We start from the raw sequence: 17195 nt of genomic DNA, 5'->3' as shown, positions 1-17195 counted from the left end.
ACAAAGATTAAAATCCTTTTAAATCATATAATCTGTGGCAGAAAATTAACTGCTAATCATATAATTAATTTGTGAAATCCGTGGCTAAAAACTTAATGTTCTCCATATCCAATATCATCCATTTTACCACTAAAAACTCGGTATTGAATAATAAAATATACAATAACAAGAGCCAAGGCTATAAAGAACCAACTCATTCCAGCTTCTAATCCGTATTCATGAGCAGCAGTATTATAAATCGTTAAGGAAGGATTTACATTGTTAGTAGATGGTAAAACATTCGGGAAAATTGAAACTGCTGTAGAAGCAAAACCTCCCACAAGAAACAATGTTGAAAACACAAACCCCATTCCGTCTTTTTTATACGTGCGTACCTTAAACAATCCTACAATCCCAATAAAGGTAATTAATGGGAATATCCAAAGTATTGGAGTTTCAATAAAATTATGAAAAGGTTTTGGCTCAATAAAATGCCAGATTTGCAAGGATATAAATACCAAAATCAGTAATACGATATTGAGTCTAAAAACTACCTTTTTAAGCTTTTCATTTAATGAAGAATTAGTTTTAAAAATAATCCAGTTTGCGCCATGAATCGTAAGTGCTACAACGCTCACAATCCCCAAAAACAACGTAAACCAATCGATAATTCCTAATTCATGGGCTTGCGGACTAAAAGTCGGATTCCATAAAGGCAAAAAGAAAAAATGAGCTTCCTGAGTCGAAACACCATTTACAACCATACCTAGATTCACACCACGAACAATATTCCCTAAAGCAATCCCAAAGAATAAAGCCAATAGTAAACTCGCAATTCCGAATGCTTTATCCCAAATTACTTCCCACATCGGGTGATGAATCTGTCCACGCATTTCTAATCCGATTGCTCTAAAAATAAGCAACCACAAAATCATAATCAATGGCAAATAAAACCCACTGAATGATGATGCATATAAAATCGGGAAAGCAAAAAATAATACACCTCCCGCTGCAATAATCCATACCTCATTGGCATCCCAAAAAGGACCAATCGCACTGGTTATCGCTTTTTTATCTTTTTCTGTTTTGGCAAAAAATAAATGAATAATTCCTGCACCAAAATCATAACCATCTAACACAATGTAAACAGCTAGAATTCCCATTAAAACTACGTACCAAAAAAACTCCATAATTATATTTTTTCTGTGTGAGGTCCTTTATTGATGATTTTTCCAACCATAAGCAAAAACAACATGCCCAATAAAAGATACAATCCTATAAATCCTAATAATGTAAATAATGTATTCCCTGAGGAAACCGTTGGCGAAGCACCCTCGGCAGTGCGTAATAAATTATAAACCAACCACGGCTGACGTCCTAATTCGGCAGTGTACCATCCTGTAGTATTGGCGATATAAGGAAACGGAAGCATAAAAAGTAGCGACCATAAAATCCATTTGGTTTCGAATAGTTTTTTTCGGCAAAGTTGCAAAACTGCCATAGCCATCAATCCTATAAAAATTGTCCCTAATCCTACCATAATATGATAAGCATAATACAATCCAGATATATTCGTTGGATGAACACTTTCGTCAAACTGGTCCAATCCTTTAATTTCTTCATGCCAGCTTCCGTAAGTTAAGAAACTCAATATATTAGGAACGGCTATTTTATTATCTAGTTTTTTATCTTTTACATCGGGCTGACCGATAAGAACAATTTCAGAACCTTTTTTCTCAGTATGAAAAATTCCTTCCATAGCTGCAAAAGTTACAGGCTGGTATTTTACCACATTTTTAGCCAGTAAATCACCTGTAGGAACTGCAACTATTACACACGAAATCAATCCGAAGATAACACCCGTTTTCACGAATAGTTTTCCGTAAGTCAAATTCTTTTTACTCAAAATATAAAAAGCTCCAATTCCTGCAACAACAAATGAACTTGTTACCATCGAAGCTGCCTGATTGTGTAAATATGAAGGCCACAACCAAGGATTAAGGAACAAGGCTTGAAAATTAGTTAGTACAAATCTTCCGTTTTCAAGGATTTCATATCCCACAGGATTTTGCATCCACGAATGTGTGGCAATGATTAAAAATCCACTTGCCCACGAACCTATACATATCAGTAATCCGGTGACAAAATGCCATTTATGTCCGAGTATTTTTTCTCCAAATAGGAATATTCCAAGAAACGATGACTCTAAGAAAAAAGAAAACATCCCTTCCATTGCAAGAGTTTGCCCAATAATCCCACCTGTTAATTCCGAGAACTTAGCCCAATTGGTTCCAAACTGAAACTCCATCGGGATTCCCGTAACAACACCCATTGCAAAATTCAAGGCGAAGATTCTCATCCAAAAATGAGTGGCATGATTGTATTGTTCGTTTTGTGTTTTTAAATATTTCCATTTAAAATATACAATGATTAAGGAAAGTCCCATTGTAAGTTGCGGAAAGAGGTAGTGAAAAGTTATTGTAAATGCGAATTGCATTCGGTCATAAAAAAGCATTTCTTCCATACTAGCGTATTTTATTTTATTATGAGGTTTCGCAAATTTACCTATTAAATGTAACATTTAATGACATAAAAAAAACTTTATCACCTTGCCTTTATAAAAATTTTTAGTTAGTTCAAAAACAGCTAAAACACTAATTACATAAAAACCACACAACTAAAAACAAGCATTACTTACTTAAACACTATACCATTATTTTTTTAAACCATTTAAGTCATTTAAGCCCATTTAAGTTTCACTCAAATAGCTTAACTTACATTTACTTATATCACTTATATAGTGAATTACTTACTTAACTACCCTACCATTATTTTTTTTTAGATTATAAGTGATCTAAGTTAATTTAACTTTTATATAAATAGGCTGACTACTATTTACTTATATCACTCATACAGTTCAATTTTTCTTTTTTTTAGCTCAAAAAAAATTCTGTAACATTAGTCACTTATTTTCCAAAAAAACAAAGTTACCTTTGTAAAACATTATTTAAGATTACACAACAATGAAAATTGAACAAATTTATACCGGATGTTTAGCACAGGGCGCCTATTACATTACTTCAAATGGCGAAGCTGCGATTATAGATCCACTTAGAGAAATACAACCCTACTTAGATCGTTTAAATCGTGACCAAGTAAAATTAAAATACATCTTCGAAACTCATTTCCATGCCGATTTCGTTTCAGGACACGTTGATTTAAGTAAAGAAACTGGTGCACCAATTATTTATGGCCCAAATGCCGAATGTGGATTCGATTGTGTTTCTGCAACCGACGGACAAGAGTTTAAATTAGGAAACATCACAATAAAAGCGTTGCATACTCCTGGGCATACCATGGAAAGCACTACTTATTTATTAATTGATGAAAGCGGAAAAGATTATGCGATTTTTTCTGGAGATACTTTATTTATTGGAGATGTTGGTCGTCCCGATTTAGCTCAAAAAGCCACTTCGATGACACAAGAACAATTAGCAGCCATATTATTTAATTCGTTACGAACTAAAATAATGACTTTGGCAGATGATGTTATTGTATATCCAGCTCACGGTGCAGGAAGTGCTTGTGGTAAAAACATGAGTAAAGAAACGGTATCGACAATTGGTAACCAAAAAGCAACCAATTATGCCTTGCGTGCTAATATGACCGAAGCTGAATTTATTACCGAAGTAACCGATGGTTTACTACCTCCTCCTGCTTATTTTAGCATGAATGTGGCTATGAACAAAAGCGGTTATGAAAGTTTTGAATCTGTTTTAGATAACGGAATGAAAACTATAAAAGTTGACGAATTTGAAGCAGTAGTAGAAGAAACTGGTGCTTTGATTTTGGATACTAGAAATAATGGCGATTTTAGCAAAGGATTTATTCCGCAATCGGTAAATATCGGAATCAACGGTGATTTTGCTCCTTGGGTAGGAACTTTAATTGCCGATGTAAAACAACCTATTGTATTAGTAACCGAAAAAGGTCTGGAAGAAGAAGCTGTAACCCGATTAAGTCGTGTAGGTTTTGATTCGATTATCGGACATCTTGAAGGTGGTTTTGATGCCTGGAAAAATGCAGGTTACGAAATTGATACGGTAAACAGAATTACACCTGATCAATTTGCAAGTGAATTTAAACTTGAAGAAAACAAAGTAATCGACATTCGTAAAGAAACCGAATATAGTGCCGAACATATAGAAGAGGCTTACAACAAACCATTAGCTTATATTAATGACTGGGTAAAAGATATTGATCCCAAAGAGCATTTTTATTTGCATTGCGCTGGCGGATACAGAAGTATGATTGCTGCATCGATATTACAAGCACGAGGATTTAGAAACTTCACCGAAGTTGAAGGTGGTTTTAATGCTATTGCAAAAACTACAATTCCAAAATCAGATTTCGTTTGTCAAAGCAAAGTTTTAAAGTAAATAAGTAACAAAGGTACAGAGGTACAAAGCAACAAAGATTTTAGCCTTTGTATCTTTGCCACTCCAAACCTAAATAAAAAAGTAACAAAGACACAAAACGACAAAGATTTCAACCTTTGAACCTCTGAACCTTTGCCGCTTTGAACCTAAATAAAAAAGTAACAAATGAATTTAATTGAAATTATAAAAGAACCTTGGCCTTGGTACGTTTCAGGTCCGTTAATTGGATTGACTGTACCTATATTATTAATTTTTGGTAACAAAGCATTTGGTATTAGTTCATCATTACGCCATATATGTGCTATGTGTATTCCTGCAAATATTTCATTCTTTAAATATGATTGGAAAAAAGAAAGCTGGAATTTATTCTTTGTCTTCGGAATATTCTTAGGCGGAATAATAGCAACTGTTTTCTTATCGAATCCAAATGCTATCGAAATAAACTCAAAACTTACAACTGAGTTAGCGACTTATGGTATTACCGATAATTCGGGATTAATGCCAGTTCAGCTTTTTTCATGGGAAAGTTTATTAACCCTACGTGGTTTTATAATGATTGTAGTAGGTGGTTTTCTTGTAGGTTTCGGAACGCGTTATGCGGGAGGATGCACAAGTGGACACGCGATCATGGGGATTTCTAATTTGCAATGGCCTTCGCTGGTAGCAACTATTTGCTTTATGATTGGCGGATTTGTTATGGCAAACCTGATTCTTCCTTATATACTTTCACTTTAAAACTTTAAAAATGAAAATTTCAAACTTAAAATATATGCTTGTCGGAATTGTATTCGGCATAGTATTCGTAAAAGCCGAAATCATCAGCTGGTATCGTATTCAGGAAATGTTCCGTTTACAATCTTTCTTTATGTACGGCGTAATCGGAAGCGCAGTTGCAGTAGGAATGCTATCTGTTTTTTTGATAAAAAAATTCAAAGTAAAAACTATTCAGGGAGAAGAAATCAAGATTGAGCCTAAAACATTTAGTAAAGGTCAGATTTATGGCGGATTGTTATTTGGATTTGGTTGGGCAATTACCGGAGCTTGCCCTGGTCCCCTATTTGCACAAATAGGAACTGGAGTTACAGTAATTGCAGTAACATTGGTAAGCGCAATATTAGGAACTTGGGTTTATGGTTATTTTAAAGATAATTTACCTCATTAATATTTTTCCTAAACTTAATTATTAGATATCCTCGCAAACAAATTTTATAGAAGCATAGCTAAATGACCAAAATATATTCTCAGATTTTACTTTGCTTACTATTGATAAGTTGTTCAGGCAATAAGAAAACGAATAGTCAAGTATCAAATACTACTTATGACGTTAAGTTGGACAACATAGAAATATTTGATAATTCAAGGGATAGAAAAATTCCTGTTGCCATATATCATCCAAATACAGACAAGAAAATAAATAACCAACAGGTAATAATTTTCAGTCATGGATATGGAGAAAACAAAGGTGGAGATAATATGATTTATTCCCATTTAACTGAAAATTTAGCGTCAAAAGGATATTTTGTTGTCAGTATTCAACACGAATTACCAACTGATGACCTTCTTGCAATGGAAGGAGATTTAAAAATTACCAGAAGACCAAATTGGGATCGAGGTGTTGAAAACATTCGATATGTATTGAATGAATTTAAAAAAACAAATCCTGAGTTAGATTTCAAACATCTAACCTTAATAGGACATTCGAATGGCGGAGATATGACAGCTCTATTTGCTGATAAATATCCTGAATTGGTTTATAGAATTATAACAATGGATAACCGAAGAATGCCTCTTCCCAGAGTTTATAAACCTAAAGTATATACGTTGCGCTCTAAAAACTATAGTGCAGACGAAGGCGTATTACCTACGGAGCAAGAACAAAAAAAATATGGAATCAAAGTTCTATTCACAACTATTAATCATAGTGATATGGACAATGACGCAACAATCGAAGAACAAAAAACAATAAATACCTTTATAGAAGAATCCTTAAGTGAAAAATAACTTATATTATATTTCACTTATTTAAGACAGTAAACCCGACAGATTTTAAAAATTTGTCGGGTTTCTTTTTTGCACTTCAATCAGAAATCTTTGTCTGAATTCAAGCCCTCCGCAAAGACTCACGCCACTTTAAGAAACAATTAAACTTCAATTAATCAACACCTTAAATTCAAATTATAAATTATATTTCCCTAATTTTAAACTCGATTTCCAACCACAAAAAAATCCTCTTCAATAATATTAACGTAAATTTAACAACACATTTGTATATACAACAATAAAAACATACTACATTTGTATATACAAATTATACACTGACGACTATGACAATTGAAGATGTAATAAAAAGTACCGTTAAGATGGATAATCCAAAAAGAGTTATTCTGAATATCATGTATACACAAAATGTACTTCAGGATAAATTTAATGAGGTTTTAAAACCTTATGATTTATCAGGAGAACAATATAATGTGTTGCGTATATTAAGAGGTCAAAAAGGAAATCCAGCTAACATGTGTGTTATACAGGACCGAATGCTGGCAAAAACAAGCAATACAACCCGATTAGTCGATAAATTATTACTTAAGGATTTTGTCACCAGAAATGTATGCCCAAATAATAGAAGAAAAATAGAAGTATCGATTACAGAAAAAGGATTGGGTGTTTTAAAAGAACTAGATCCAAAAGTAATTGAACACGAAACTGTTTTTTCTGAAAACCTGACAACAGAAGAATTAGAATTATTAAATGAATTATTAGAGAAATTTAGAAATCAAAAAAATTAATACAAATAAATAACATGAATACTTTCCTAGAAAATCAAAATTGGAGATACGCAACCAAAAAGTTTGATGCGACCAAAAAAATCTCAACAGAAGATTTAAATATACTTAAAGAAGCGATACGTTTAAGTTCGTCTTCATACGGATTACAACCATATAAAGTAATTTTTGTTGAGTCACCAGAATTAAGAGCAAAATTACAACCAGTAGCTTGGGGACAATCTCAAATTGTTGAAGCATCTCATTTGGTTGTTTTTGCAAATGACACTAATATTGGTGATGCTGAAATTGATGGTTTTATCAAAAATATTAGCGAAACAAGAGGAATTCCTGCTGAATCATTATCTGGATATAGCGATTTTATGAAATCTAAAATCTCTACCCTTCCAGCAGATGTAAAAAATACCTGGGCATCTAAACAAACTTATTTAGCTTTAGGTAATTTATTGAATGCTGCTGCAGAATTAAAAATTGACGTTACGCCAATGGAAGGTTTTGACCCAGCTGCATTTAATGAAATCTTAGGCTTAGATGCTTTAAATTTAAACGCTTCTGTTATCGCAACTGTAGGATACAGACACGAAGAAGATGCAACACAGCATCATAAAAAAGTAAGAAAATCTCAAGAAGAATTATTTATCACACTATAATTATTAATCCAAATTTATTAAAATCAAACAAAATGAAAAATTTAAAATCAATCGCTTTAGCTCTAGTAGTAGCTTTATCATCAGTTTCAATTAACGCACAAACTAAAAAAGTTGACGTTAAAACAAGTACTGTTAAATGGGTAGGAAAAAAAGTAACTGGAGAACACTCTGGGACTGTAAACCTAAAAGATGGTGCTTTAGTATTTAAAGGAAAAAAATTAGCTGGTGGAACTTTCACTGTAGATATGACATCTATTAACGCAACTGACCTTTCTGGTGAATACCAAGGAAAATTAAACGGTCATTTGAAAGCAGATGATTTCTTTGGAACTGAAAAATTCCCAACTGCTAAATTAGTTTTCAAAACTATCGGAGCAAAAGCAACTGACGTTTATACTGTAACTGCAGATTTAACTATCAAAGGAATTACTAAACCAGTAACTTTTGATATTACTGTAAATGGTAACACTGCTACAACTGCATTTAAAGTTGACAGAACTAAATATGATATTAAATACAACTCAGGAAACTTCTTTGAAAACTTAGGAGACAAAACCATCAATGATGATTTTGAATTAACTGTAGCTTTAAAATTCTAATATCACACAAGCTTACTAATTCAGAAAATCCCAACAATTAAATTGTTGGGATTTTTTTTTGCCTTCAATTTTAATATTCACTTTGTGACAAATAAAATAACGTTCTTAAAGGTATAATAACACTTTCATAATATCTTACCATTCTTTGATTAACAAACCACTTTTACTTTTGGGACAATTAAAAAAGAGTCTTTGTCGCAACCAAAAGACTTTTATCCAAAAATCAAATTTTGCTAAAGACACCACTATGAAAAAAAATTTACACCTTGTAATTATTTGTTTAGTAAGTAGTATTATAGTCAATGCACAACAACAAAAAGGGATTGTTGGCGCATCAAACTGGATGAATAAATGGACCAATTTTAAACCAGCTTCTATCGAATATAATGAAGCTACAAATATTCTGGCAGGAACTATCGATAAGGATACCAAATTATATAAACGAAATACATATCAATTAGTTGGTGTTGTATATTTAACCAATAATGCCGTTTTAACGATTGAACCCGGAACGGTAATAAGAGGAGATGATAAAACTTGTGGTACGCTGGTAATAACAAATGGTTCTAAGATAATGGCCGAAGGGTTAGAAACTGACCCAATTATCTTTACATCTAACAAGAATGTTGCAGAAAGAAAACCTGGAGATTGGGGCGGAATAATCCTTCTGGGAAAAGCACCGATTAATAAAATGGGTGGAGTTAGTTTCTTAGATTTTAATCTAGATCCTGTTGTAAATCACTATGGCGGACAAGATGCTGACGATAACTCTGGTATTTTAAAATACATACGTATCGAATACTCTGGTAGAAAATTAAATGCTCTAAAAGAAATTAATGGTTTATCATTGGCTGGAGTTGGTCGTAAAACCAAGTTAGAATATATTCAGATCAGTTATTCTAATGATGATTCTTTTGAATCTTATGGCGGAGATGTCGTAATGAATAACTTAGTTTCCTACCGAGCAACCGATGATGATTTTGATTTTACACAAGGTGTACAATGCACTATAAATAATAGTATTGCCATTCGTCACCCCTACTCTTCGGATATTTCAGGTTCAAGATGCTTTGAAATCGATTCGTATGACAAAATAGAAAGTACAGATACAAGCAAAAAACTAACCAAGATAACTGCCAATAATATTACCTTGGTAAATCTGGAAGAAAGTAATCAAGGACTTGTTCGCGAAGCTGCACATATAGGAGAAAATAGTTATTTTACCTTAAATAATAGTGTAATCTCAGGTTTTACACCCTTTATGGTTTTTCAAGGAAAAATTGGAGATGGAATTGTTAACCTAGAAAAAATTAAACTAAACGGATTAATAATCAATAACTGTCAAGGTGCTATTTTAAGCGAAAATTCTAACTTTGATTCGGGCATTAAAAACTGGTATCAAAACCCTGCATTTAACTTAGAATATACAACTATAAGAAATGTCGCATTATTTACAGAACCTAATATTAAAGCAAATCCAGATTTTAGAATGAACTTAAATAATACATTAGTCAGTGGAAATTAAGCCATTAAAATGGGATACTTAAATTAAATTTAACAAAAAACTCAAAAAAATAGAGATTTTTTTAAAACAATGTATACGAATACTCAAATTACATTTATATATTTGTACCAACAAAAAAGTTTATGAAAACAATTACAAATAATACTTGGTGGTGGAACAATTTACGTCAGACGTCGTGAACTAAGCTTCCTATGGTATTATTCAAACTATAAATATGAAAGGCTTGTCATCACGACAAGTCTTTTTTTTTGTTCATAATTTTCCGGAAAATAATATATTAAATCTTAAAAAAATCAACACATTGAAACCTTTTATACTCAACACACACTACAAACAAATCCTTGCAGACACTGTAACGCCTGTGAGCATTTACTTTAAAATTAGAGATAAATTCCCTAATAGTTTATTGCTGGAAAGTAGCGATTATCACGGAAACGATAATAGTTTCTCTTACATATGCTGCAACCCAATTGCAAGTATTAAAATCGAGAACGAAACTATTTCTAAAGCTTATCCTGATGGAACTACAGAAAAAATAGCAATTGATGATTCGACTAATATTCCAGAAATTATTCAGGAATTTTCAGGACAATTTAAATCGGAGAAAAACGATTTCAAATTTATCAACAACGGATTATTTGGCTATATCTCTTACGATGCCGTTCGTTATTTCGAAAAAGTAACTATTGCAAAAAAAGACAATAGCATTTCTATTCCTGATGTATATTATGCAGTTTATCAAAATATAATTGCAATAAATCATTTTAAAAATGAAGCTTATATCTTTTGCCATAGCGTAGATGGAAGAAATAATATTTCGGAAATAGAACAATTATTGCAATCAAGAAATATTGCTTCATACCAATTCTCTAAAGAAGGCGAAGGATTCTCAAATCTAACAGATGAAGAATTTAAGCATAATGTAGCTTTAGCAAAAAAACATTGTTTCCGTGGCGATGTATTCCAATTAGTTCTATCTCGTCGATTCACACAAGGGTTTAAAGGTGATGAATTTAATGTGTACAGAGCATTACGAAGCATCAATCCTTCACCTTATTTATTCTTTTTTGATTATGGTGATTTCAAAATATTTGGTTCTTCACCAGAAGCACAAATTATTGTAAAAAATCGTAAAGCCGAAATTCATCCTATTGCCGGAACTTTCAAAAGAACAGGAAATGATGAACAAGACGCAATTCTTGCCAAACAATTATCTGAAGATAAAAAAGAAAATAGCGAGCACGTAATGTTAGTCGATTTAGCCAGAAATGATTTAAGCCGAAACGGACACGATGTAAACGTAGAGAAATATCGTGAAGTACAATTCTTCTCTCATGTAATACACTTAGTATCAAAAGTTACAGGACATTTACATGAAAAAGCAACTACAATGCAAGTCGTAGCCGACACCTTTCCAGCAGGAACATTAAGTGGAGCACCAAAACACAGAGCCATGCAACTTATAGAAGAATACGAAAAAACCAATCGTACTTTTTATGGTGGTGCTATCGGTGTTATGGATTTTGAAGGCAACTTTAACCATGCCATCATGATTCGTACTTTCTTGAGCAAAAACCACCAATTACATTGTCAGGCTGGAGCTGGAATCGTAGCAAACTCAGACGAAGAAAGCGAAATGCAAGAAGTATATAATAAATTAAGAGCATTAAATACCGCTCTTGAAATGGCAGAGAAAATTTAGTATTCGGTCACAGTTTTTCAGTCTTTAGTTCCGAACGAAAAGCTTAAAAATTACAACTTAACAAACCAAACATTAAATAAAAATTAAACAACTAAAAACTATGAAAAACACTATTGGATTATTATTGGTTATGGTATTTTTAACTTCTTGCAACGAGAAAAACAAGCAAGAAACTACAAGTATTAAAAAAGACATTGAAGGAACCTGGCGACTTATATCGGCAGAGACAACCGAAAAAGATTCAACTTTTTCAACATTCAATCCAAAAACCAAAATGATTAAAATTATAAATGACTCCCACTTTGCATTCTTTAACCATGACTTAAATAACGGGAAAAAAGCAGATGTACTATTCTTCGGAGGTGGAGGGAAATATACTTTAAAAGATAGTACATACACAGAGAATTTAGAATATTTCAATAATAGAGACTGGGAGAACAACAAATTTGAATTTACAGTAAAAGTTAAAAACGATACCTTATTTCAAAAAGGAGTTGAAAAAATTGAAAAACTTGGAATAGATAGAATAATCATCGAAAAATACGTTCGAGAAAAATAAATAAAAAATTAGTTGCCAGTTTCAGTATTCAGTCACAGTTTAAAACTTAGTACCTCAGTCCCGAAACTTCGGGATAGCAACTTAGAACCTCAAAAAAAATGAAAAAAATACTAGTAATAGATAACTACGATAGCTTCACTTATAATCTTGTACATTATCTGGAAGATTTAAATTGCGAAGTAACCGTGTACAGAAATGATGAATTTGATATTGATGAAATAGCAAGTTTCGACAAAATATTACTTTCACCAGGACCAGGAATTCCAGACGAAGCAGGTTTACTAAAAGCTGTTATTCAAAAATATGCACCAACCAAAAGCATACTAGGCGTTTGTTTAGGACAACAAGCTATAGGAGAAGTTTTTGGAGGAACATTATCAAACCTAGACAAAGTATATCATGGTGTAGCTACCAATGTAAAAACGGTTGTAGATGATGAACTTTTATTTGAAGGTTTAGGAAAAGAATTTGAAGTAGGGCGTTATCACTCATGGGTTGTCGATGCTACTTTACCCGATGTTCTCGAAGCTACATCTTACGACGAAAACGGACAAGTAATGTCATTAAGACACAGAACCTATGATGTTCGCGGAGTACAATTTCATCCTGAAAGTGTATTGACACCAAACGGAAAAAAAATGTTAGAGAATTGGGTTAAAAATTAGTTATTACTTTAAGCTTAAAAAAATATATCACTTTCATTCATAGCCATTAATTAGAAATTGAAAATAAGTTAATCATTATGAATGAAATTTACAATAAGTAAAAATCACTATTCAATATTATTAAAACAAATCCCTTAAAAAAACAAAATGAAGAAAAAATTACTCATATTACTTATATTAATATCATCTTATACATTTGCTGCAGATGTGAATGGAAATGTCTTTTTAGACAATACGGCAAATTTTGAAAACTGTACTATTACATTTTCCCCCCTTTCACCAAGCGCTGTTTTAAATGAAATAGTATCAAAATCGGATGGAAGTTTTATTGTAAACATCCCTAATGGAGTTTATAATATAAAATACCAAAAGAATGGATATCAAACTTATGAGTTATTAGATATTTTTATAAATGGAACTATGACTTTGGATAACATAACCTTATCATCTAATAATTTAATATTAGTAAGCGGGAATGTTAACGGATTATGGACAAAGGGGAATACATATAAAGTTACTGGAAACATAACAGTTCCTAATGGTCAGACACTAACGATTGAAGAAGGCGTTGAAGTAAAGTTTGATGGCTATTATTCTTTGATTGTAAATGGAACATTATTAGCAAATGGTTCTGCAAATAATTACATTAAATTCACTTCAAACAGTAACTCTCCAACTAATAAAGATTGGAATCAGATATTAGTCAATAGCACCGAGTCTTCAAAAATGAATTATTGCATTATTGAATATGGAAAGATGCATAATGACAATGGTGAGACCTTATTAGATATAAGAGGAAATATGGAATTAACTAACTCATTAATAAGGCACTCTGATGAAACGGGCTTAGGAATCAAAAGCTCTGGTGTAGTTAATATTAAAAATAATAAAATTTTTAATTGTTTACATGGAATAGCAGCTAATGGAAGTGGAGTAATAACAATTCATCATAATGAAGTACATGATAATACATATTATGGAATAAGTGTTGGAATGAGCTCTAGTTCAACACTTGTAAAGGAAAATATTATTTATAATTGTAATTACGTCGGATTAGGAATTACATCAGGTATCAAAGTAGAACGTAATATTATATTCAATAATCCCTATGGAATATTTGTTGCTTATTGTAAACCAAATATTGTAAACAATACAATCGTATTTAACCAAAATGGTATTGGCTTATATGATAATGAAAAGTTTATGATAACGAATCCTATTATTAATTCTAATATTATAGCGAACAATTTACACTATGGAATTCATTCTCAAGGAGTAAATAAACCAGACTCTGTTACATATAATTTATTCTATAATAATAATTATGGAACAGGTAATATTTTACCTATAGGTGTCGGGCCTATAATCACAGTTAACAAAAACAACACGCCTTCTGATGCCAATTACAATATTTTTGTGAATCCTGAATTCGAATCTATTGTTCAAACAGAAGATACTTTTTACAATTTAAGAAGTTATTCCCCAGCTGTTAATGCAGGTGCCCCATCAATAAGTATGACCAATGGTACAATTGCAGATATTGGTGCTAAAGAATTGGGAGGAAATTTATCTACTGGAGAATTCACAAATACAAAAGGAACAAACGTAAAAGTTTTTCCTAATCCTACAACCGATTTTTTATCTTTTGAAACAAATCAAAATTATACATTCGATTCAATCAAATTTTTCGATATAAACGGTAAAATTATTGACCAAGTTAAACTAGACGAATCTAAATCTACCTATCAATGGAAAATAACTAGTCATTTTAACAGAGGAATATATCTATACATAATTATGAATGGTAGTTCAATTATCGATTCCGGAAAATTTATTAAAAAATAAAAATAATAATAGCTGTTTTTGCAAGTAAATTAGAGTTTCAGCTACTCTAAACCTAAAAAAAAATGAATATCAGAATTTTAGAAACCAAAGAAATTAATATCGAAGATATAATAACATTGTATAAAGCCAATGAATGGAGTTCGGCAGAAAAACCTGATTTATTATATAAAGCACTTTTAAATTCTGAAACTTTAATTACTGCTTGGGATGATACAAAACTTGTTGGACTTGGAAATGCAATTTCCGACGGTTATTTAACTGTTTATTATCCACATTTATTAGTACTCCCAGAATATCAAGGAAAAGGAATAGGTAAAATGATTTGTGATAAAATGCAGGAAAAATATCGTGACTTCCATATGCAAATGTTAACCGCCGATGGAAAATCAATAGAGTTCTATACCAAAAATGGATTTGAACGAGCAGGACAAACAGAACCAATGTGGATTTATCAAGGAAACGAACATTAAATCACTATTCAGTAAGCAGTACTCAGTCTCAGTAAAAAACTTAGAGCCTTAAAAAAATGAAAAATATATTAAACAAATTAACCAATCACGAAGTCCTTACTAAAGATGAGGCTAAAAACGTATTGATTAATATATCAAATGGTGATTATAACCCAAGTCAGATATCGGCATTCTTGACCATATTTATGATGCGAAGTATTAACATCGAAGAATTAGCAGGCTTTCGCGAAGCCTTATTAGACTTATGTATCCGTGTCGATTTATCAGCTTACAATACCATCGATTTAGTTGGAACTGGTGGAGACGGAAAAGATACTTTCAATATTTCAACTCTGGCTTCATTTGTTACGGCTGGTGCAGGAATAAAAGTAGCCAAACATGGTAATTACGGAGTTTCTTCGATTTCGGGTTCTAGTAACGTCATGGAAAAAATGGGAATCAAATTCTCTAATGATCCTGAGTACATTGAAAAATGCATCGACAAAGCAGGAATTGCCATACTTCACGCCCCATTATTTCACCCAGCAATGAAAAATGTAGGTTCAATAAGAAAAGAATTAGCTATAAAAACATTCTTTAATATGCTGGGACCAATGGTAAATCCATCGTTTCCAAAAAACCAATTATTAGGTGTATTTAACCTTGAATTGGCTAGAATGTATGCGTATTTATATCAAAATACCGATGTAAATTTCACGATATTACATTCGCTAGATGGTTATGATGAGGTTTCATTAACTGGTCCAACAAAGATTATTACAAACACGATGGAAGGTATGTTAAATCCGAGTGATTTTGGCGTTCGCCTTTTAGCGCAAAGCGAAATACACGGAGGAAATTCTATCGAAGAATCAGCTGAAATCTTTGCATCTATAATTTCAGGAAAAGGAACCGAAGCTCAAAATAATGTGGTTTGTGCCAATGCAGCATTGGCAATTGCAACGGTTACAAAATGTACACCGCTAGACGGTTTTGAATTGGCAAAAGAAAGTTTACTTTCTGGAAACGCACACAAAGCGTTAAAGAAATTGCAAGAATTAAGTAGATAAAAATAGTTTAAAGTTTAAGGATTAATGTTCTTAGAATCGTTGAGAAACTTTAAACCTTAAACAAAGAAAACTTTAAACAAAAATAAAAAATGAACATCCTAGATAAAATAATAGTTGACAAAAAACGTGAAATTGTTCTCAAGAAATCAATAATTCCAGTTTCGCAACTAGAAGCTTCTGTTTTCTTCGAAAGAAAAACTATTTCTTTAAGTCAAAAACTAAAAGTAAGCTCAACAGGAATCATTGCCGAACACAAACGTCGTTCTCCATCTAAATCTGTCATAAACCAAAGTTTTACGGTAGAAGAAGTGGCAAAAGGATACGAGAATGCTGGTGCTTGCGGAATTTCGGTTTTAACCGATGGAAAATATTTTGGCGGTTCACTCGATGATTTACTTTTGGCAAGAGCATCGGTAAATATTCCGTTATTGCGAAAAGAATTTATTGTTGATGAATACCAAATTCTAGAAGCCAAAGCTTATGGAGCCGATTTAATTTTGCTTATCGCTGCGGTTTTAACAAGAGAAGAAATCAAGTCATTATCTGAATTTGCAAAAAGCTTAGGATTAGAAGTTTTACTGGAAGTTCATAATCAGGAAGAATTAGAGAAATCGATAATGCCAACATTAGATATGATTGGGGTTAATAATAGAAACCTAAAAACGTTTGAAGTTAGTCTGGATTTCAGCAAACAACTGGCTGCACAAATTCCTGATGATTTTGTAAAAGTTTCCGAAAGCGGAATCTCATCTATCGAAGCCATCAACGAATTAAAACCTTATGGTTACAAAGGATTCTTAATTGGTGAAAACTTTATGAAAACCGATAACGCAGGACAAGCAGCAAAAGAATTTATTGGAAAGCTTTAGGCTATGGGCAAAGAGCTATCAGCTCAAAGCTTTGCGAACTTTGCGATTTTAATGATTCAGA

General features: G+C 32.2%; 17 protein-coding genes. 15 read left to right on the top strand and 2 right to left on the bottom strand.

Going from position 1 to position 17195, the window contains the following annotated elements; all coding sequences use genetic code 11:
• Nucleotides 1-92: 92 nt before the first annotated feature.
• Nucleotides 93-1169, bottom strand: coding sequence for a cytochrome d ubiquinol oxidase subunit II (cydB, locus tag SHI72_RS19060; RefSeq protein ID WP_039117821.1), 1077 nt, complete (start codon nt 1167-1169; stop codon nt 93-95).
• A 2-nt stretch (nt 1170-1171) separates the two neighbouring features.
• On the bottom strand, nt 1172-2503 hold the full coding sequence (locus SHI72_RS19055; protein ID WP_323491049.1) for a cytochrome ubiquinol oxidase subunit I: 1332 nt from the start codon (nt 2501-2503) through the stop codon (nt 1172-1174).
• A 499-nt stretch (nt 2504-3002) separates the two neighbouring features.
• Here SHI72_RS19055 and SHI72_RS19050 point away from each other — a divergent pair, with 499 nt between their 5' ends.
• The 15 genes from SHI72_RS19050 (at nt 3003) to trpC (ending at nt 17134) form a co-directional block, all read left to right on the top strand.
• On the top strand, nt 3003-4418 hold the full coding sequence (locus SHI72_RS19050) for an MBL fold metallo-hydrolase (RefSeq protein WP_323491048.1): 1416 nt from the start codon (nt 3003-3005) through the stop codon (nt 4416-4418).
• Nucleotides 4419-4583: 165 nt separating this feature from the next.
• Complete coding sequence (locus tag SHI72_RS19045; protein WP_039116026.1) at nt 4584-5153, top strand: YeeE/YedE family protein; 570 nt, start codon at nt 4584-4586, stop codon at nt 5151-5153.
• A 10-nt stretch (nt 5154-5163) separates the two neighbouring features.
• Nucleotides 5164-5580: a DUF6691 family protein gene (locus SHI72_RS19040; RefSeq protein ID WP_081912428.1), complete on the top strand. Its 417-nt coding sequence runs from the start codon at nt 5164-5166 to the stop codon at nt 5578-5580.
• A gap of 62 nt (nt 5581-5642) precedes the next feature.
• Nucleotides 5643-6419 (top strand): alpha/beta hydrolase family protein, encoded by a 777-nt coding sequence (locus SHI72_RS19035; RefSeq protein ID WP_323491047.1) that lies wholly within the window; start codon nt 5643-5645, stop codon nt 6417-6419.
• 323 nt (nt 6420-6742) lie between these two features.
• Complete coding sequence (locus tag SHI72_RS19030) at nt 6743-7204, top strand: MarR family winged helix-turn-helix transcriptional regulator (protein ID WP_039116029.1); 462 nt, start codon at nt 6743-6745, stop codon at nt 7202-7204.
• Nucleotides 7205-7218: 14 nt separating this feature from the next.
• Complete coding sequence (locus tag SHI72_RS19025) at nt 7219-7851, top strand: NAD(P)H-dependent oxidoreductase (RefSeq protein ID WP_323491045.1); 633 nt, start codon at nt 7219-7221, stop codon at nt 7849-7851.
• A gap of 32 nt (nt 7852-7883) precedes the next feature.
• Nucleotides 7884-8450, top strand: a complete 567-nt coding sequence (locus SHI72_RS19020) for a YceI family protein (RefSeq protein WP_039116031.1) — start codon at nt 7884-7886, stop codon at nt 8448-8450.
• 247 nt (nt 8451-8697) lie between these two features.
• On the top strand, nt 8698-9975 hold the full coding sequence (locus tag SHI72_RS19015) for a hypothetical protein (RefSeq protein ID WP_039116032.1): 1278 nt from the start codon (nt 8698-8700) through the stop codon (nt 9973-9975).
• Between the two features lie 301 nt (nt 9976-10276).
• Nucleotides 10277-11677 carry an anthranilate synthase component I family protein gene (locus SHI72_RS19010; protein ID WP_039116114.1) on the top strand — a complete coding sequence of 467 codons (1401 nt, stop codon included), beginning with the start codon at nt 10277-10279 and terminating at the stop codon, nt 11675-11677.
• A 100-nt stretch (nt 11678-11777) separates the two neighbouring features.
• Nucleotides 11778-12236, top strand: a complete 459-nt coding sequence (locus SHI72_RS19005) for a hypothetical protein (RefSeq protein ID WP_323491044.1) — start codon at nt 11778-11780, stop codon at nt 12234-12236.
• A gap of 98 nt (nt 12237-12334) precedes the next feature.
• Nucleotides 12335-12901 (top strand): aminodeoxychorismate/anthranilate synthase component II, encoded by a 567-nt coding sequence (locus SHI72_RS19000; protein WP_323491043.1) that lies wholly within the window; start codon nt 12335-12337, stop codon nt 12899-12901.
• Nucleotides 12902-13048: 147 nt separating this feature from the next.
• A complete protein-coding gene (locus SHI72_RS18995) occupies nt 13049-14746 on the top strand; it encodes a right-handed parallel beta-helix repeat-containing protein (RefSeq protein ID WP_323491042.1) in 1698 nt (565 codons plus the stop codon).
• Between the two features lie 62 nt (nt 14747-14808).
• Entirely contained in the window at nt 14809-15216 is a 408-nt protein-coding gene (locus SHI72_RS18990) for a GNAT family N-acetyltransferase (protein ID WP_039117831.1), read from the top strand.
• Nucleotides 15217-15272: 56 nt separating this feature from the next.
• Nucleotides 15273-16265, top strand: a complete 993-nt coding sequence (gene trpD / locus SHI72_RS18985) for an anthranilate phosphoribosyltransferase (RefSeq protein ID WP_323491041.1) — start codon at nt 15273-15275, stop codon at nt 16263-16265.
• Nucleotides 16266-16354: 89 nt separating this feature from the next.
• The gene (gene trpC / locus SHI72_RS18980; protein ID WP_323491040.1) at nt 16355-17134 is read left to right on the top strand and encodes an indole-3-glycerol phosphate synthase TrpC; all 780 of its coding nucleotides are present in this window, start codon (nt 16355-16357) and stop codon (nt 17132-17134) included.
• Nucleotides 17135-17195 lie beyond the last annotated feature (61 nt).

The sequence above is a fragment of the Flavobacterium sp. PL02 genome (assembly GCF_035013205.1).
In the GTDB taxonomy this organism is placed as follows: domain Bacteria; phylum Bacteroidota; class Bacteroidia; order Flavobacteriales; family Flavobacteriaceae; genus Flavobacterium.
This window is presented reverse-complemented; position numbering and strand designations above follow the sequence as displayed.